The organism is Priestia sp. 3CA3, from assembly GCF_056836725.1.
In genome coordinates, this window is sequence record NZ_JBXENJ010000020.1 from 21,927 (window position 1) to 39,716 (window position 17,790).

Genomic DNA, 17,790 nt, shown 5'->3' on the forward strand with positions numbered 1-17,790 from the left:
TATTCATCATGAATAGTGTTTCTGTGTTTAGTTTCAATTAAATAGTATCCATAGTTTACTTTATATCGAGAGGAGCAAACCAACAATGATTAAACGTACGCTTAAACAGCTAGCTGCAATGATTCCAGGAAGTGTATTTCATAGCGGGAACGAAGCAACTGTAATTGAGGGAGTCTCAATTGATACGAGAACTATTCAGCAAGGCAATTTATATATCCCAATTAAAGGGGAACGTTTTAACGGGCATGTATTTGTCGATAAAGCAATTGAAAACGGAGCGGTCGCTACTCTGTGGAACAAAGATGAAGAAAACCCACCGACAGACATTAGCGTTATTTTAGTCGATGATACGCTAGAAGCTCTTCAGCAATTAGCGAAATCCTATCGTCACGAGTTAGATATTAAAGTAGTGGGCATTACAGGAAGTAACGGAAAAACAACGGCAAAAGACATGGTGAAAGCTGTGCTTGATACAACTTACCGTGTTCTGAAAACAGATGGAAACTTTAATAATCATATTGGCATGCCGCTTACTATTTTGCGTTTAGATGAAACTCATGATATTGCCGTTTTAGAAATGGGCATGAGCAGCCGAGGGGAGATTGAGTTTCTTTCTAATTTAGCGGAGCCTGATGTGGCCATTATTACAAATATCGGAGAATCGCACCTTCAAGACTTAGGAAGTCGTGATGGAATTGCGGAGGCAAAATTAGAAATTACAAGCGGCTTAGCACCAACAGGTCAGCTTGTCTATAATGGTGATGAGCCACTTTTAACGTCGCGCGTAGTTAATCCAGCATTTGAAACGGTGACATTTGGCAGCTCAGAACAAAACGATTTGTATCCAAGTGCTATTTCAGCCGAAGAGTTAGGAACAACATTCACTGTTTCACGTGAAACAACATATTCATTCTTTATCCCGGTATTAGGTAAACATAATGTTCACAATGCGCTTTCTGCTATTGCGGTAGGTCATTATTTTGGACTAGACAACGAAACAATCGCTAAGGGATTAAAAGAATTAAAGCTAACAAATATGCGTATGGAGCTTGTAAAACGAACAGATGGCCTGACCTTCATTAACGACGCATATAACGCAAGTCCAACGTCCGTTAAAGCTGCTATCACGTTGATGCATGATTTAGAAGGCTATAAGCAAAAAATTCTTGTTCTCGGGGATATGCTTGAATTAGGCGATCAGGAAAAAGAGTTCCACAAAGAAGTGGGAGAGTTTATTCAAGCAGAAAAAATTGATTATGTTCTAACATACGGTCCTTTATCTGTTGAAATTGAGCAAGGAGCAAAAAATAATTTTGCAGAAGATAAGGTAATACACTTTGAGGAGAAAGATGAGCTTGTTGAAAAATTAACAGCGATTACAACAAGAGAAGATGTGGTTTTAGTGAAAGCATCTCGAGGGATGAAGCTTGAGGAAGTTATCTCAAAAATGATGCATAAATTACCGTGATATTAAAAAGAGTATAAGTAAGCTCTATTGCAAACGGAAAGCCATAGTGTTATGATGTAGTCTGAGTGTCTTGAGGCGCTTATACTCTAAACGTTGAATTTATTGAAGTAGTCGTTTAGAGCATTTTCCGTTTCCTCGGAGAATGCTTTTTTTTGTAAAATATAGATAGTCTAAATATAAAAGGAGTTTGAAAAACTTGGCATTATTTCAAGATTTAGGATTAAGTCAACAGCTTAACAAAGCTGTGAGTAAAATGGGTTTTGAAGAAGCAACACCAATTCAATCAGAAACTATCCCATTAGCACTAGAAGGTCACGATTTGATCGGACAAGCACAAACAGGAACAGGGAAAACAGCGGCATTTGGTATTCCTCTTATTGAAAAAGTTGATGTAAACGTAGATGCAATTCAAGGGTTAATTATTGCTCCTACTCGTGAACTTGCTGTACAGGTATCTGAAGAACTTTACAAAATTGGTCAAACAAAGCGTGTACGCGTGCTATCAATTTATGGTGGTCAAGATATCAGTCGTCAAATTCGTGCATTGAAAAAGCACCCTCATATCATCGTAGGGACACCAGGACGTATGCTAGATCATATTAATCGTCGTACACTTCGTCTACAAGACGTTCATACAGTTATTTTAGATGAAGCAGATGAAATGTTAAACATGGGATTCATCGAAGACATTGAAAAAATCTTATCAAACGTACCTGAGAACCACCAAACACTTTTATTCTCAGCAACAATGCCTACTCCAATCCGTCGCATTGCTGAAAAATTCATGAACGAACCAAAAGTGGTAAAAGTAAAAGCAAAAGAAGTAACGATGCCAAACATTACGCAGTATTATTTAGAAGTACAAGAAAAGCGTAAATTTGATATCCTTACTCGTCTTTTAGATATGCAATCACCTGAATTAGCTATCATCTTTGGTCGTACAAAGCGCCGTGTTGATGAGTTATCAGAAGCATTAAATATGCGTGGTTATTCTGCACAAGGTATCCATGGTGACTTGACACAATCGAAACGTCTATCTGTACTACGTCAATTTAAAGAAGGTTCTATTGATGTATTAGTTGCGACAGACGTAGCTGCACGCGGACTTGATATTTCGGGTGTTACTCATGTATACAACTTTGATATCCCTCAAGATCCGGAGAGCTATGTACACCGTATCGGACGTACAGGACGTGCTGGTAAAATGGGTGCTGCTATGACATTTGTAACGCCAAGAGAAACTGGACAGTTACACAATATTGAGCGTACAACAAAACGTAAAATGGAGCGTATGACTGCTCCAACGCTTGATGAAGCAATGGAAGGTCAACAGCGTATTGCAGCTGACAAATTAACGGAATCTGTGACACAAGGCAACTTATCTTACTACAAACAGTTGGCAGAAGAGTTACTTGAAGAGCACGATTCAGTTTCATTAGTGGCAGCGGCAATCAAATTATTTACAAAAGAACCAAATGAATCACCAATTCAATTAACTGCTGAACCACCGGTAATTGCAAAAGGTGATAAAAACAAACGTGGAAATGGCGGAGGTCGTTCACGTTCTAACTCTAAAAACTACTCACAGCAAAATCGTCGTGGAAACTCAAAGCGTTTTGGTGACAAGCGTCGCGGTGGAAGCAACGGCAGTGATAATAGAAATCGCAATAGCAGCAGTAATCGTAAAGATTCTCGCAGCAAAGCGTAAAATAAAAACGAGCCTTAATAGGCTCGTTTTTTTATGTGTTAATTGCTATTTTATTGGTGCACACTATGAGTAAAATAAAATGGGGTGTTCACTGATGTCGACCATTGTTCGGTTAGGTTATGTGGCGATGAGCGTTCATTTGGAAAATAGTTCTCCTTCTCAAACAATGACTTTTGCACAATTTCAGCGTGTGAAAGACCATGAAGCGGCCATTCGCAAGCTCGAACGTATTGCAATATCCAACTTAGAAAACTGCTTACGGTTATTAAAACATAATGCGTGGAGTGAAATTGAGTTTTTTCGATTCAGTTCTAAGTTAATTCCATTAGCTAACCATGAGGTACTAAAAGAGTGGAACTACATAGCTCCTTTAAAAGATGCTCTTCAGCGTATTTCTGTATTTTTGAAGGAACATCCAATGCGAGTAGATTTTCACCCGGATCATTTTGTTGTTTTAAATTCAACGGATAAAGAGGTTTTTAAGCATTCTATCCAAACTCTTCGCATGCATCAAAAGTTGCTGAAAGGAATGGATATTCCGCTTCAAAATCGCTGTGTTCTACATGTTGGAGGAGCTTATAATGATAAAGAAAAAGCACTGGAGCAGTTTATTCATAATTGGGGGCTTGTACCTCAATCCCTTCAGCAAATGATTATGTTGGAAAACGACGATACAACCTTTCATATAAAAGACGTCTTGTATTTATGTGAAAAACTAAATGTCCCAATCATTTTTGATCTTCATCATCATCAGGCGAACAACGATGAAACTTCATGGCAAGAGCATTGGGACCGTATCATTAGAACATGGGAACATGAAACACTCCCTCTAAAAATGCATATATCTAGTCCTAAAAGTGATAAAGAATTTAGAGCCCATGCAGATTATATCGATGTTAATGGGTTTTACAGCTTTTTAAAAGAAGTAAATGGAACGATACCGCAAATTGATTGCATGATTGAAGCTAAGAAAAAAGATGAAGCGCTCTTTCAGTTAGTAAGAGATTTGAAGACTTATGAAGATGTGGAATTTATTAACTCATCCACTTTTTATATTAAATCCTAAAGCAGGCCTCATATCTGTGGCTTGTTTTTCGGTTTGAACGTAAGAAAAGCGAGAAGAAATCCAGCAATACCTCCAGCGAAATGAGCTGTATTGTTGGTTCCTGGCGTTAGCAGACCTGAAAGTAATCCAATAATTAAAAAGACGACAATGATTTGCTGGTTGCTTTTAGAAAGCATATGCTTTTGTTTTATGACAAGATAGAGGTAAAATCCGAGCAGTCCGAAAATGGCACCGGATGCACCCACATGGCTGTAAAAAGAAGATTGGATTAGAAATGTAACGATATTTCCAAGCAATCCACACGTAAGGTAGAATAGAAGAAACTTATAAGAAGAAAGAATACGCTCAGCGCCTGGTCCTAACAAGAACAATGAAAATGAGTTAAAAAGAAGATGTGAAAAGCTTAGATGTAAAAAGATAGGTGTAAAAAGTCGCCAGTAGTCTCCTTGGGAAATTAAACTATTCACACCAATAAGCTGATGTATAAAAGATTCTGCAAGGTGTGAGGGAAGAGCGGCAAGTAACCATAGCGCAATGTGGATGCAGATAAGCGTGAAGGTAACAGGATAAAAACGTTTAAATTCAGCTGCATTTTCTGTGCGTACGAACATATTTGTCACTCCTTTTTATAAAGGCATTTTTATATACTATTCTGTAAGAGAGGATTAAATGAAAATGATTATAGGAACTGGAATTGATATTACAGAGTTAGAGCGGATTGAAAAAATGGTGCAGCGTCAAAGCGCTTTTATTACTCGGATTTTAACAAAAAATGAAAGAGAACGCTATGAAAAGCTATCAAGCCGACGTAAGGTCGAATTTTTAGCAGGAAGATTTGCTGTGAAGGAAGCATATTCGAAAGCTCTTGGAACAGGAATAGGAAAAGATTTCAGCTTCCAAGATATCGAAATCGTGAATGATGAAAGAGGGAAACCCCACATTGTTACAAAACAACCACTGGAAGCGTCTGTACACGTATCTATTTCCCACAGTGCACACTATGCGATTGCTCAAGTAATTATTGAACGCTTGTCAAGCTAGTCTGCATATTCACTATTTCTTGTTCATATATTCATAGTGTGGATAGGGGAGACAAGATATGTTCTTGCTTCTCCGTTTAGCTGTGAATATACGAAATAAAGGAGTTGGGGAAATGCATAAAAAATGGATTGGCTTATTTGTTTGCGCCTTTTTTCTCTTAGCCTTATCAGCATGCGGTGAAAAAAGTCAGCAGGATGTAACAGATGCATTGGATGCCAAGGTACAAGAAATGGCGGGGTATAAATCAGATGCTAAGATGACATTGAATACAGGGAAAGATGCTCAAGTATACGATGTAGAGATTTGGCATAGTAAGCCTATGTACTATCGAGTGAATTTGAAAAATACAAAGAAAGATCAAAGCCAAATGATTTTGCGTAATGATGAAGGGGTTTTTGTTTTAACGCCTGCCTTAAATAAAAGCTTTCGTTTTCAAAGTGACTGGCCGCAAAATAGCAGTCAAGCTTATTTGTATGAATCCCTTGTCCAAGATATTGTGAAGGATGAAAAGGCAAGTTTTAAATCAACGGATAAACATTATATTTTTGAAACAAAAACGAACTATCAAAATAGCACAATGCTTCCTAAACAAGAAATTACGCTGAACAAAAGTGACTTAGCGCCTGTGTCGGTTAAAATTATGGATACGGATAATAAAGTGTTAATAAAAGTTGATTTCTCTAAGGTGAAATTCGATTCTAAGTTTGATAAAGGGGCTTTTGATACAAAAAGAAACATGACAAGTGCAAAGATTGACATTCCGACATTAGCTCAGCACAAATCATTTAGCGTTCTTTATCCTAAGGACGTTCCAAAAGGTACAAAGCTGTCCAAGGAAAAGAAAATCGAGACGGAAAATGGTGAGAGAGTCGTTTTAATGTACAAAGGAGAAAAGCCGTTTACGCTTGTACAAGAAAAAGCGCAAGTAGCTAAAACAGCAACATCTACAGTTACTGCCGGAGAGCCATTTGATTTAGGTTTTACTGTGGGAGCTTTAACGGATAAAAGTCTATCTTGGACGTATAATGGAGTAGACTTTATGCTGGCTTCTGATCAGCTGACACCAGATGAATTGAGTACAGTTGCTAGATCTGTGCAAAGTCAGATGGGAAAATAAGAGAAGCTTACAAGCCTGCATATATGTAGGCTTGTTCTTGCTTAATTTGAATAAAGATCGAGATGAAGTTTGGCTATAGATGTATTATACTAACAGAGGAAAGTCCGTTTAGAATGGTTCTGAAAAAAGGAAGTGTCGTAGTAATGGATGCATTTTATAGAGAAACATGGGCAGAAATTGATGTAGAAGCCATTTTTCAAAATGTGAATCATGTAAGAGAACTGATACCGGGGCATAAAACGTTAATGGCCGTAGTAAAAGCGAATGCGTACGGGCATGGAGATAAAGAAGTAGCAGAGATTGCGCTTCAAGCTGGCGCTGATATGCTAGCTGTAGCTTTTCTGGATGAAGCTATTGCTCTTCGAAAAAAAGGAATAAAGGAATCCATTTTAGTATTAGGAGCCGTGCCTCCCTTACACATTCAAACTGCATTGAAGTGGGATGTAACGGTCACTGCTTATAGCAAAGCTTGGATTGAAGAAGCGGCGTCCATTCTAGGTGCAAACAGTCAGTTGCATATGCATTTAAAAATAGATACAGGCATGGGTCGCTTAGGAATTAGAACAAAAGAAGAATTACACGAAACGATGAATATCATCACTTCTCATTCAGGATTCGCGCTGGATGGAGTGTTTACACACTTTGCAACAGCAGACGAGCTAAATTCGTCTTATTTTGAAGAACAATACACATTCTTTGAAGAAATGGTTCGAATTGTGAAAGAACATAATTTTACACCTCCGATGATTCACTGTGCAAATAGCGCAGCTTTGCTTCGTCGTCCGAGCGATATCTTTAATGGCGTACGCTTAGGTATCTCTATGTATGGCTTGAGTCCTTCAGAGGAATTAAAAGAAGTCTTGCCAATTCCGTTAAAACAAGCTTTTTCGCTGCACAGCCGTATTGTGCATGTTAAAAAAGTCAAAAAAGGGAGTCATATCAGTTACGGAGCTACTTATGAAGCTAAAGAAGATGAATGGATTGCTACTATTCCAGTAGGATACGCAGACGGCTGGATTCGTAAATTAAGTAATTTTGAAGTGTTAGTAGATGGAGTTAAAGTGCCAATTGTTGGTAGGATATGCATGGATCAATTGATGATTAAATTGCCTAAAATGTATAAAATGGGTACAAAAGTAACATTTATTGGAAAACAACAAGGTGCTGAAATTACAATTGATGAAGTAGCAAAGCATCTTGAAACAATTAATTATGAAATCCCTTGCATGATTGCAGCAAGGGTTCCGAGGGTTTATACAAGAGATTCTCAGCACATTCATGTTAATAATTATATCTTGCGCTGAATATACATCTTCCTGAGTCAACATAAAAAGCCTGCGAACAAAAGACAATAAAATAATAACTTCCATGCATAAAAGAGGGTATCAATTGACGATAATAGTGTAGAAATTGACAGAATTAACTTTCCATTAAAGCTAATCAATGTTATGATAAGGAAAGATGAGACTATTGGTGTGTGTATTGATGTTGGAGGTGTATGTTTGTGTCTGAAGCGAGCGCAACTACAGAAATCCTAGTAAGATTACCGAAAAATTTAGTATCGGAGCTCGATCTTATGGTTAAACAAGAAAATGGCAACCGAAGTGATTTTATTCACCAAGCAACAAAATTGTACCTTCGTGAGCGAAAAAAACGCCATATTCGCGAATCAATGAGACGTGGATATATGGAGATGGCAAAGATAAACTTAAATATTGCTTCCGAGGCTTTTCTAGCAGAGTATGAAGCTGATCATACTGTGGATCGTTTAGTAAGCGGGGGGTAATGACTTGGTAGTCAAACGTGGCGACGTTTATTTTGCTGACCTATCTCCTGTTGTTGGCTCAGAACAAGGAGGCGTTCGCCCTGTACTTGTCATTCAAAATGATATAGGCAATCGTTTTAGCCCAACTGTTATTGTAGCTGCGATCACTGCTCAAATTCAAAAGGCAAAGTTACCTACGCATGTTGAAATTGATGCAAAGCGCTATGGATTTGAGCGAGATTCAGTTATTTTACTAGAACAAATTCGTACTATTGATAAACAGAGGCTAACAGACAAGATTACCCATTTAGATGATGAAATGATGGACAGAGTGGATGAAGCCTTGCAAATCAGTGTAGGACTTATCGACTTTTAGAATTATACTTCCATTTATGCTAAGTTGCTCCTTTATGAGCAACTTTTTTAATTTGACTAGGAATAATCAGTAAACGTATATTGTAATAAGAAACGTTTTAAAAATGATAATATATATATAGATATAAATGAGTGTATTGACTCACAAGGAGGACCTCATGAATCAAGATTTATTCAATTATATACAAAATCATAAATCAGAAATTTTTGATCGATGGCTAGTGTTAATGAATGATGTGGAAACAGAGCGGATTAAAAACATTGTATCCGAGCAAGTGTACGTAAATGTAAGCTCTGATTTTGTAAATTTACTTTTGGCAAAAGCATTCCGTGATCAGGAAAATTTTGCAGAGGAACTAGAGGAAGTAGTAGGACGAGTTGTGAGTTTAGGATGGCCTCTTGCTTATTTGACACAGGGTGTACGTAACTTGGGTCATGTAGTGGTTGAAGGGTATGTAAACAGTGAACATGTAAAGGCTGATCAAACTCATTCTGAATTATTCTATCGGTTTGACAAGTGGTTAAGCCCTATTTATAACAAAATAGTAGAACAATACTCCAACTCGTGGGAAAATACAGTTATGTTGCAAAAAGTTGCACTTCAAGAATTGTCTGCTCCATTAATACCGGTATTTGATAAAATTACGGTAATGCCGCTTGTGGGAACAATTGACACCGATCGTGCAAAGAAAATTATGGAAAACTTACTGCAAGGTGTCGTAAAGCACCGATCAGAGGTCGTATTAATAGATATTACCGGAGTACCAGTAGTGGATACGATGGTTGCCCATCATATCATTCAAGCTGCTGAAGCCGTACGTTTGGTTGGAGCCAAGTGTTTGTTAGTAGGAATTCGTCCGGAAATTGCTCAGACTATTGTGAACTTAGGTATTAACTTAAATGAAATTATTACGAAAAACTCATTAAAAAAAGGTGTAGAGTTTGCGTTAGAAATGACTGAGCGGAAAATAGTTGATATAGAATCGGAGGAATAAACGTGAGAATACCCATTTTGAAATTGTACGACTACTTATTGGTATCCATTCAATGGGAGCTGGATGATCAAACGGCTATTCAATTCCAAGAAGATTTGCTAAGTAAAATTCATCAAACTGGAGCAAAAGGAGTGGTAATCGATTTAACTTCAATTGATATGATCGATTCATTCATCGCAAAAGTGTTAGGTGACGTGGTTAGCATGTCTAATTTGATGGGGGCCAGAGTAGTATTAACAGGTATCCAGCCTGCAGTAGCTATTACACTTGTTGAGTTAGGGATTGGCCTAAACGATGTTCTTACTGCACTCGATTTAGAAAAAGGTCTTGAGAAACTCCAATCGGAATTGGGGGATTAGTATATGGAATTCCAATCCAGCGTAAAAATCGTAACAGAATGGGACATCGTAGCGGCACGCCAATTAGGTAGAAATGTGTCGAAAGAGCTAGGGTTTGGAACAGTTGACCAAGCTCGTATTACAACCGCCATTTCTGAATTAGCTCGTAATATTTACCTATATGCGGGTAAGGGTCAAATCTATATTGAGAAATTAAATCGTGGAGGAAAAAACGGTCTTCTTGTCGTAGCAACAGATGAAGGGCCAGGTATCCCCGACGTTCGCAAAGTAATGGAAGATGGATACTCAACATCGGGTGGACTAGGAGCTGGGCTTCCTGGGGTAAAACGATTGATGGATGAGTTTGACATCGAAACAAATGTCGGAGAAGGTACTGAGATTAAAGCAGTTAAGTGGCTCCGGTAGGAGGAAATAGATAATGTCTTTTGATAAAGAGATGAGAGATTTATACAAAGATATTTTGGGGAACTATATCCAAACACAAAATGAACAAATTTTGTATCAAGGACAAAAACTAAGTAGAAAATCTTTAGAGAATGAAATATCGCCAGAAGATATTGTGAGCATTCATAAAGAAGTGATTGAAGAAATTTATTCTGATATTCCAGAAAAAGTGCTGCATTCTCTGGACTTTTTACTTGAGGTAATGATTAGCTACGGTCTTGCTCTTCGTGAGCATCAAACATTAAAAAATAAGCAGCGGGAACTTCGTTCTGAAATCGAAGTTGCCGCTAACGTCCAGCAGACGCTGTTAGGGACAAAGGTTCCGGCTAGTTCAACTTTAGAAATTGGCGCCATTAGCGTACCTGCTAAACAGATGAACGGAGATTATTTTCACTTTGTAGAAGAAGAGCACGGTGGGTTAAGTATTGCCATTGCCGATGTGATCGGAAAAGGAATTCCAGCTGCAATGTGTATGTCTATGATCAAGTATGCAATGGACAGCTTACCGGACTCAAGAAAAAATCCAAGTTACGTATTGGAGAACTTGAATAATATTGTAGAGAGAAACGTAGATCCAAGTATGTTTATTACGATGTTCTACGGAAGTTATAATCCCGAGACAAACTTATTTGATTATGCATCTGCAGGGCATGAGCCAGGCTTTTATTATGATGCCAAAGCTGATTCATTTGAAGATTTGGAAGCAAAAGGACTCGTGCTAGGAGTCGATCGCCATGTGAAATATCTTCAGTACGAGCAGCAGCTTTCAAAAGGCGATATGATTGTTCTGTTAACAGATGGCGTAACAGAATGCAGAACTGAAGAAGGATTTATTGAAAGATTGGACATCATAAAATTAATTCGAAAATACATGCATTTGTCTCCTCAAGAAATTGTAGAATCTGTATATAAAGAGCTGGAAAAATTACAGCATTTTCAATTGAGAGATGACTTTACATTGATTATTTTGAAGAGTTTAGTTTAAGTATTCTAAATAAGGGTACAGAAAAGATAGCACAAAATTAGAGGGGGTCTACTAATACGATGAATTTAAAAATAGATATACAAAAGGACGGTCAAGCATATCGTATTAAGCTGGCTGGAGAGATTGACGCATATACAGCACCTAAGCTAAAAGAAAAGTTCATGGAAATTACTGAACATACTGAACCGGAAATTATAGTCGATTTAACCGATGTATCATACATGGATAGTACAGGACTAGGTGTATTTATTGCATTGTTAAAAGCCAATAAGAAAAATAACGGCTCTTTGAAATTTGTTGGTGTATCAGAGCGCATCAAGCGCTTATTTGATATTACGGGCCTCACAGACATTTTAAACGTGAATTCACAAGTAGAAGGTGGCGTAAAATGAAACAGCCTTATGACTTTGTTGAGATGAAGATTCCTGCTAAGCCAGACTATGTAGCGATTATTCGACTGACGCTGTCTGGTGTAGCGAACCGGATGGGTTTTTCTTATGATGAAATTGAAGATATGAAAATTGCTGTGAGTGAGGCATGTACAAATGCCGTACAGCATGCTTACAAGAGTGAAGAAAATGGTGAAGTGAGAGTAGGTTTTGGTTTATTTGATGACCGTTTAGAAATCATGGTGGTCGATAAAGGCGAAAGCTTTAATTTTGAAGAGCTTAAGGAACATATAGGACCTTATGAAACATCAAAAGAAGTTGAATTTCTTCCTGAAGGTGGACTTGGTTTATATTTAATTGAAACACTAATGGACGAAGTGAAAATGGTCAATTCAAAAGGTGTAACGCTAATGATGACTAAGTATGTGCAAAGAGAGCAGGTGGAGAGTGATGAAAACACAGTCTCAACCTATGAAATTAACTAAAGAACAGGTTCAGGAACGAATTGAGCGCTTTCAAAAAACGCAGGATGAAGAAGCACAAAGTGATCTAGTAGTACATTACAAGAACCTTGTTGAATCTATTGCACGTCGTTATTCAAAAGGCAGAAGCTTACATGAAGATATTGTGCAGGTAGGGATGCTAGGACTGTTAGGAGCTATTAGAAGGTATGATGCTTCATTTGGAAGAAGTTTTGAATCGTTTGCTGTTCCTACAATCATTGGAGAGATTAAGCGATTTTTACGCGATAAAACGTGGAGTGTTCACGTACCGCGCCGCATCAAAGAATTAGGTCCTAAAATTAAAGCAGCTGTCGAAGAGCTAACAACCCGTTTACAGCGATCTCCTCAAGTAAAAGAAATTGCTGATCATATCGGAGTGACAGAGGAAGAAATTTTAGAAACGATGGAGATGGGGCAAAGTTATCAAGCGTTGTCTGTTGATCATTCTATTGAAGCAGACTCTGATGGAAGTACTGTTACAATCCTTGATTTAGTAGGTGAACAAGAGTCGGGTTATGAGAAAACTGATCAGCGCTTAGTGTTAGAAAAGATTCTTCATGTATTAAGCGATAGAGAAAAAGAAGTAATTCGCTATACATTTATTGAAAATCTGAGTCAAAAAGATGCCGGTGAGAAATTAGGGATTTCTCAAATGCATGTATCTCGACTGCAAAGAAGAGCTCTTGATAAGCTAAGGACTGCAGCTCGCTCAGATTCTAACGATTCGGAGTATATGTCGTGATGACAGTAGACCCGAATACAAAGTCGATTCAAACTCATATATATCAAGAGCCAAAGCAAGGGAACGTGTGTTGTGGAGATAGTTACTATGTCAAAGAAACGGATGATTATTTTCTATGTGCAGTGGCAGATGGATTAGGAAGCGGTGAACAAGCCAGAGCCGCTTCTGTAGCTGTTACGGATGTAGCGAAAGCTCATCATCATCTAGATGTAGATGAGATCATTTCTAAGTGCAACAAGGCTACTCGACATACAAGAGGCGCAGCAGTAGCTATTTTGAAAATTGATAAAAAACATAACGAATTTCATTACACAAATGTAGGTAATATCCGCTTTTATCTGTATTCTCCGGAGGGGAAATTAACGTACCCTCTGCCAATTCAAGGTTTTTTATCAGGGAAAATTCAAAAGTTCCGCACACAAACCTTCCCATATGACTCCGGTTCTAAATTTTTGATTCATACAGATGGCTTAGAATTAAAAGAGATTAAATCTGTTTTTGCTAACTCGATGAATGTCGATCAATTGTCGACACGCCTACAGGCAGCAATTCGATCTCATAATGACGATATTACGTATATCGCTGGTCATCTTCCAACTGCATAGCCTTTCTTTTTAGCTCACATGTGTTATTGCATGTGAGTTTTGTTACAATAGAGACAAAGTTTCATTTAGGTAGGAGGATAAGCTGTGTCTGTTGCAACGAAATTAGATAATCAAATTGTTCAACGTGTAAGTAAAGAGGTAGAGATTTCACACAAGCAAGTACAAAACGTAATTGCTTTAGTAGAAGATGGTAATACAGTTCCCTTTATTGCTCGATATAGAAAAGAACAAACTGGTGCTTTGGATGAAGTCCAAATCCGGAATATTTTAGATTCCTGGAACTACTTAATGAATTTAGAGGAGCGTAAAGAGGAAGTTCACCGATTAATTGAAGAGCAAGGGAAATTAACTGAGGAACTGGCTGCTCAAATTCATCAAGCGAAGAAATTGCAGCAAGTAGAAGATTTATACCGCCCTTTTAAGCAAAAACGACGTACAAAAGCAACTGTAGCAAAAGAAAAAGGTCTTGAACCATTAGCACAGTGGCTACTAAGTTTCCCGAATTCTGACGTAAACATTGAAGCGCAAACATACATAAATGAAGAAGCAGGAGTTCAATCTTCTGACGAAGCTATTCAGGGAGCCCTAGACATTGTAGCGGAACAAATTTCTGACGAAGCATCTTACCGTCAGTGGATTCGTACGACCACTGTAAAAGATGGCATAATTGTTACTTCAGTCAAAGATCCGGAAAAAGATGAAAAAAATATCTATGAAATGTACTATGAATATACAGAAGCGGTAAAGCGAATCGTTCCTCATCGTATTTTAGCTATGAATAGAGGAGAAAAAGACGGTATTTTAAAAGTGAGTATTGATGCGCCTACAGATCGTATTCTTTCATATTTACATAAAGAAGTAATCAAGAAAAGGGATTCTTCAGTTGAAGGTTATATCATCTCAGCTATAGAAGATGCTTATAAACGCTTAATAGAACCATCTATTGAACGCGAAATTCGTAAAGACCTATCAGAAAAAGCGGAAGAAAGAGCCATTCACATCTTTTCTGAAAACTTACGAAAACTTCTTCTCCAACCTCCATTGAAAGGGAAAGTGGTATTAGGAGTAGATCCAGCTTTTCGAACAGGCTGCAAATTAGCTGTAGTAGATGAAACAGGCAAGGTATTAAAAATTGATGTTATTTATCCACATCCTCCTGTGAGAAAAGCAGCTGAAGCACAAAATAAATTAAAGAAAATGTTCGCTGAATACCCTATTGAAGTAGTGGCAATTGGAAATGGAACGGCATCTCGCGAAACGGAGCAATTTGTAGCGGATGTTCTTAAAGAAATTGAAAACCCAGTTTATTATTTGATTGTGAATGAAGCGGGAGCAAGCGTATATTCGGCTTCTGATGTTGCTAGAGAAGAATTCCCTGATTTTCAAGTAGAAGAGCGAAGCGCTGTATCGATTGCCAGAAGGCTGCAAGATCCGCTGGCTGAGCTTGTGAAAATCGATCCTAAGTCGGTAGGAGTAGGGCAATATCAGCATGATGTGTCTCAAAAGCAATTAAATGATTCACTGACTTTTATTGTAGAGACAGTAGTAAACCAAGTAGGAGTGAATGCAAACACGGCTTCTGCTTCGCTTCTACAATACGTTGCTGGTCTAAATAAGACAGTTGCTCAAAACATTGTAAAATATCGGGATGAAAACGGAAAATTCTCTAACCGAAAACAGTTGAAGAAAATTCCGCGTCTAGGGGCTAAAACATATGAGCAGTGTATTGGGTTTTTACGTATTATAGAAGGTGAAGAACCTTTAGACAGAACGGGTATCCATCCTGAAACATATGGAGACGTTAAAAAGCTTTTAAAGAAAGCGGAAGTGAAAGAGACTGAACTTGGAACGGAGAAAGTAAAAGAAGCATTAAAACATATTTCTTTACCCGAAATATCAGAAGAACTAAGTATAGGGGAGCTTACTTTAAAAGACATTATAGAAGCGCTCGTAAGACCGGAAAGAGATCCTCGTGATGAACTGCCAAAACCTTTGCTCCGTCAGGATATTTTGAAGCTAGAGGATCTAGCAAAAGGTATTCAGCTTGAAGGAACGGTGCGAAACGTCGTAGACTTCGGAGCGTTCATCGATATAGGAGTTAAGCAAGACGGTCTAGTCCATATTTCTAAATTAACGAATCGGTACGTTAAGCATCCCCTCGATGTCGTTTCAGTAGGAGATTTGGTGAATGTGTGGGTAGAAGACGTAGATATGAAAAAAGGAAGAGTTGCACTGACGATGATTCCGCCCCATCAATAATAAAATTGCCTTTTCAGATTTTCTGAAAAGGCAATTTTATTTGTAAAAAGAAGTGATTTAAGAAGCGGAATTATTTTTTTGATAAAAAAACCAACATTGGTTGAGCAATTTTATTTGTGCACGGTCTTTTTCAGAATAAGCGCGCCTCATTTGTTTTTGTAGCCACATTGGCATAAGGACAATCACTCCTTTTCATTTATGATAAGGTGAATAGTGAGTATGTAATGAAGTGTATGCCCAAAGAGCTAGTCAGGTGATTTCATACAGTAGAGGAGTATATAAGATGAATGATAAGGATTTACAAATACTTGTAGAAGAAATTTCATTGAAGCTGTTTCACAAACCATTTCGTCATGAAGCCACTTTTAATTCTCGGTTACGTACGACAGGCGGAAGGTATTTGTTACGTACATCTAATATAGAAGTAAACTACAAATACTTTGAACAATATGGCACACAAGAAATAGTAGAAATTATTAAACATGAGCTCTGTCACTATCATTTGCATATTGAGGGGAAAGGGTATAAGCATGGAGATCAAGACTTTAAAAGGTTAATGAAAGAAGTAGACGCACCTCGATTTTGTCAGGCATTGAAAAAAGAAAGTGATGGAAAGAAAAAAGAGCACATATATGTATGTATGCAGTGTGGTCAAAAATATGTTCGAAAAAGAAAAGTGAACACAGTTAAATATGTTTGTGGGAAGTGTAAAGGTAAATTAAAAAAAATGTAGAAGATGCTTGACTAAAATAGATTCATTATGGTAAATTAATAAAGCCGTCTCAAATAAACGGCAAAGAAATTACAAAAACTTATTGACATTACATATAATGTCGATTACAATGTAAGAAGTCTGATAAATATTATTCCACAGTAGCTCAGTGGTAGAGCTATCGGCTGTTAACCGATCGGTCGTAGGTTCGAGTCCTACCTGTGGAGCCATATGGAGAAGTACTCAAGTGGCTGAAGAGGCGCCCCTGCTAAGGGTGTAGGTCGTGTAAGCGGCGCGAGGGTTCAAATCCCTCCTTCTCCGCCATTTTATAATGGCCCGTTGGTCAAGCGGTTAAGACACCGCCCTTTCACGGCGGTAACACGGGTTCGAATCCCGTACGGGTCACCATTGATTTTTATTTACATATTCTGTGGAGGATTAGCTCAGCTGGGAGAGCACCTGCCTTACAAGCAGGGGGTCGGCGGTTCGATCCCGTCATCCTCCACCATTTGACTGTTTTATACATAATTTTGGATGGTCCCGTGGTGTAGCGGTTAACATGCCTGCCTGTCACGCAGGAGATCGCGGGTTCGATTCCCGTCGGGACCGCCATTTTAAATTATTGGGCTATCGCCAAGCGGTAAGGCAACGGATTTTGATTCCGTCATGCGTTGGTTCGAATCCAGCTAGCCCAGCCATAAAGAGCCATTAGCTCAGTTGGTAGAGCATCTGACTTTTAATCAGAGGGTCGAAGGTTCGAGTCCTTCATGGCTCATTTTCATTTCTTGCGGGTGTGGCGGAATTGGCAGACGCGCTAGACTTAGGATCTAGTGTCTTTACGACGTGGGGGTTCAAGTCCCTTCACCCGCATCTTATTCATTTTATGTATTTAGCGGTCGTGGCGGAATGGCAGACGCGCTAGGTTGAGGGCCTAGTGGGGGCGACCCCGTGGAGGTTCAAGTCCTCTCGGCCGCACCAAAAAAACTTTTTAAAAAAGTGTTGACATAAGAAAATAGAAATGATATTATAATAAAGTCGCCAAAACAACGGCGGTAAACATCATAAGAAGCGCCCGTAGCTCAATTGGATAGAGCGTTTGACTACGGATCAAAAGGTTAGGGGTTCGACTCCTCTCGGGCGCGCCATATTGCGGGTGTAGTTTAGTGGTAAAACCTCAGCCTTCCAAGCTGATGTCGTGAGTTCGATTCTCATCACCCGCTCCAAATATATTGAACTTTGAAAACTGAACAAAGCGAC

At 38.4% G+C, this 17,790-nt stretch carries 20 protein-coding genes and 11 tRNA genes; 29 read left to right on the forward strand and 2 right to left on the reverse strand.

What is annotated here, in order from left to right:
* The first annotated feature begins 85 nt into the window (after positions 1-85).
* The 3 genes from AC1VNJ_RS25585 (at position 86) to uvsE (ending at position 4,242) form a co-directional block, all read left to right on the forward strand.
* Positions 86-1,468 carry a UDP-N-acetylmuramoyl-tripeptide--D-alanyl-D-alanine ligase gene (locus AC1VNJ_RS25585; RefSeq protein WP_033580800.1) on the forward strand — a complete coding sequence of 461 codons (1,383 nt, stop codon included), beginning with the start codon at positions 86-88 and terminating at the stop codon, positions 1,466-1,468.
* Positions 1,469-1,664: 196 nt separating this feature from the next.
* The gene (gene cshA / locus AC1VNJ_RS25590) at positions 1,665-3,176 is read left to right on the forward strand and encodes a degradosome RNA helicase CshA (RefSeq protein ID WP_028411884.1); all 1,512 of its coding nucleotides are present in this window, start codon (positions 1,665-1,667) and stop codon (positions 3,174-3,176) included.
* A 94-nt stretch (positions 3,177-3,270) separates the two neighbouring features.
* On the forward strand, positions 3,271-4,242 hold the full coding sequence (gene uvsE / locus AC1VNJ_RS25595; protein WP_028411883.1) for a UV DNA damage repair endonuclease UvsE: 972 nt from the start codon (positions 3,271-3,273) through the stop codon (positions 4,240-4,242).
* 8 nt (positions 4,243-4,250) lie between these two features.
* On the opposite strand, the gene AC1VNJ_RS25600 is transcribed toward uvsE, so the two are convergent.
* Positions 4,251-4,853, reverse strand: a complete 603-nt coding sequence (locus tag AC1VNJ_RS25600) for a rhomboid family intramembrane serine protease (RefSeq protein WP_049162680.1) — start codon at positions 4,851-4,853, stop codon at positions 4,251-4,253.
* Positions 4,854-4,917: 64 nt separating this feature from the next.
* Between AC1VNJ_RS25600 and acpS the strand changes: the two genes are divergently transcribed.
* From acpS to AC1VNJ_RS25670, 14 genes are all read left to right on the forward strand, one after another.
* Positions 4,918-5,283: a holo-ACP synthase gene (gene acpS, locus AC1VNJ_RS25605; RefSeq protein ID WP_028411881.1), complete on the forward strand. Its 366-nt coding sequence runs from the start codon at positions 4,918-4,920 to the stop codon at positions 5,281-5,283.
* Between the two features lie 58 nt (positions 5,284-5,341).
* On the forward strand, positions 5,342-6,400 hold the full coding sequence (locus tag AC1VNJ_RS25610; RefSeq protein ID WP_033580802.1) for a LolA family protein: 1,059 nt from the start codon (positions 5,342-5,344) through the stop codon (positions 6,398-6,400).
* 113 nt (positions 6,401-6,513) lie between these two features.
* Positions 6,514-7,704, forward strand: coding sequence for an alanine racemase (gene alr / locus AC1VNJ_RS25615; RefSeq protein WP_176345086.1), 1,191 nt, complete (start codon positions 6,514-6,516; stop codon positions 7,702-7,704).
* 200 nt (positions 7,705-7,904) lie between these two features.
* Positions 7,905-8,186, forward strand: a complete 282-nt coding sequence (locus tag AC1VNJ_RS25620) for a CopG family ribbon-helix-helix protein (protein ID WP_013055003.1) — start codon at positions 7,905-7,907, stop codon at positions 8,184-8,186.
* Between the two features lie 4 nt (positions 8,187-8,190).
* On the forward strand, positions 8,191-8,541 hold the full coding sequence (gene ndoA, locus AC1VNJ_RS25625) for a type II toxin-antitoxin system endoribonuclease NdoA (protein WP_013055004.1): 351 nt from the start codon (positions 8,191-8,193) through the stop codon (positions 8,539-8,541).
* A 157-nt stretch (positions 8,542-8,698) separates the two neighbouring features.
* The gene (locus AC1VNJ_RS25630) at positions 8,699-9,535 is read left to right on the forward strand and encodes an RsbT co-antagonist protein RsbRA (RefSeq protein WP_013055005.1); all 837 of its coding nucleotides are present in this window, start codon (positions 8,699-8,701) and stop codon (positions 9,533-9,535) included.
* Positions 9,536-9,537: 2 nt separating this feature from the next.
* A complete protein-coding gene (locus AC1VNJ_RS25635; RefSeq protein ID WP_013055006.1) occupies positions 9,538-9,894 on the forward strand; it encodes an STAS domain-containing protein in 357 nt (118 codons plus the stop codon).
* Between the two features lie 3 nt (positions 9,895-9,897).
* The gene (locus tag AC1VNJ_RS25640; protein WP_013055007.1) at positions 9,898-10,299 is read left to right on the forward strand and encodes an anti-sigma regulatory factor; all 402 of its coding nucleotides are present in this window, start codon (positions 9,898-9,900) and stop codon (positions 10,297-10,299) included.
* A gap of 13 nt (positions 10,300-10,312) precedes the next feature.
* Positions 10,313-11,323 carry a PP2C family protein-serine/threonine phosphatase gene (locus AC1VNJ_RS25645; protein ID WP_013055008.1) on the forward strand — a complete coding sequence of 337 codons (1,011 nt, stop codon included), beginning with the start codon at positions 10,313-10,315 and terminating at the stop codon, positions 11,321-11,323.
* Between the two features lie 59 nt (positions 11,324-11,382).
* Entirely contained in the window at positions 11,383-11,715 is a 333-nt protein-coding gene (locus tag AC1VNJ_RS25650; RefSeq protein WP_013055009.1) for an anti-sigma factor antagonist, read from the forward strand.
* A complete protein-coding gene (gene rsbW, locus AC1VNJ_RS25655; protein ID WP_025753516.1) occupies positions 11,712-12,197 on the forward strand; it encodes an anti-sigma B factor RsbW in 486 nt (161 codons plus the stop codon). Before AC1VNJ_RS25650 ends, rsbW begins: the two co-directional genes overlap by 4 nt.
* Positions 12,163-12,957, forward strand: coding sequence for an RNA polymerase sigma factor SigB (gene sigB, locus AC1VNJ_RS25660; RefSeq protein ID WP_013055011.1), 795 nt, complete (start codon positions 12,163-12,165; stop codon positions 12,955-12,957). The genes rsbW and sigB overlap by 35 nt, the downstream gene beginning before the upstream one ends.
* On the forward strand, positions 12,957-13,562 hold the full coding sequence (locus AC1VNJ_RS25665) for a PP2C family serine/threonine-protein phosphatase (protein WP_033580804.1): 606 nt from the start codon (positions 12,957-12,959) through the stop codon (positions 13,560-13,562). Before sigB ends, AC1VNJ_RS25665 begins: the two co-directional genes overlap by 1 nt.
* An 84-nt stretch (positions 13,563-13,646) precedes the next feature.
* Positions 13,647-15,821, forward strand: a complete 2,175-nt coding sequence (locus AC1VNJ_RS25670) for a Tex family protein (protein ID WP_028411876.1) — start codon at positions 13,647-13,649, stop codon at positions 15,819-15,821.
* Positions 15,822-15,878: 57 nt separating this feature from the next.
* Here AC1VNJ_RS25670 and cmpA read toward each other — a convergent pair whose 3' ends face one another.
* On the reverse strand, positions 15,879-15,995 hold the full coding sequence (gene cmpA, locus AC1VNJ_RS25675) for a cortex morphogenetic protein CmpA (protein WP_013055014.1): 117 nt from the start codon (positions 15,993-15,995) through the stop codon (positions 15,879-15,881).
* A gap of 109 nt (positions 15,996-16,104) precedes the next feature.
* On the opposite strand from cmpA, the gene AC1VNJ_RS25680 reads away from it, so the two are divergent.
* From AC1VNJ_RS25680 to AC1VNJ_RS25735, 12 genes are all read left to right on the forward strand, one after another.
* The gene (locus AC1VNJ_RS25680) at positions 16,105-16,554 is read left to right on the forward strand and encodes a SprT family protein (protein ID WP_311265512.1); all 450 of its coding nucleotides are present in this window, start codon (positions 16,105-16,107) and stop codon (positions 16,552-16,554) included.
* A 134-nt stretch (positions 16,555-16,688) separates the two neighbouring features.
* Positions 16,689-16,763 (forward strand) — tRNA-Asn (locus AC1VNJ_RS25685).
* 3 nt (positions 16,764-16,766) lie between these two features.
* Positions 16,767-16,857, forward strand: a tRNA-Ser gene (locus AC1VNJ_RS25690).
* Positions 16,858-16,866: 9 nt separating this feature from the next.
* Positions 16,867-16,941, forward strand: a tRNA-Glu gene (locus AC1VNJ_RS25695).
* 24 nt (positions 16,942-16,965) lie between these two features.
* Positions 16,966-17,041: transfer RNA gene (locus AC1VNJ_RS25700), tRNA-Val, on the forward strand.
* Between the two features lie 28 nt (positions 17,042-17,069).
* Positions 17,070-17,145: transfer RNA gene (locus tag AC1VNJ_RS25705), tRNA-Asp, on the forward strand.
* An 11-nt stretch (positions 17,146-17,156) separates the two neighbouring features.
* Positions 17,157-17,231: transfer RNA gene (locus AC1VNJ_RS25710), tRNA-Gln, on the forward strand.
* A 4-nt stretch (positions 17,232-17,235) separates the two neighbouring features.
* A tRNA-Lys gene (locus AC1VNJ_RS25715) sits at positions 17,236-17,308 on the forward strand.
* A gap of 12 nt (positions 17,309-17,320) precedes the next feature.
* Positions 17,321-17,403: transfer RNA gene (locus AC1VNJ_RS25720), tRNA-Leu, on the forward strand.
* A gap of 22 nt (positions 17,404-17,425) precedes the next feature.
* A tRNA-Leu gene (locus AC1VNJ_RS25725) sits at positions 17,426-17,511 on the forward strand.
* Between the two features lie 90 nt (positions 17,512-17,601).
* Positions 17,602-17,678 (forward strand) — tRNA-Arg (locus tag AC1VNJ_RS25730).
* A 4-nt stretch (positions 17,679-17,682) separates the two neighbouring features.
* Positions 17,683-17,756, forward strand: a tRNA-Gly gene (locus tag AC1VNJ_RS25735).
* Positions 17,757-17,790 lie beyond the last annotated feature (34 nt).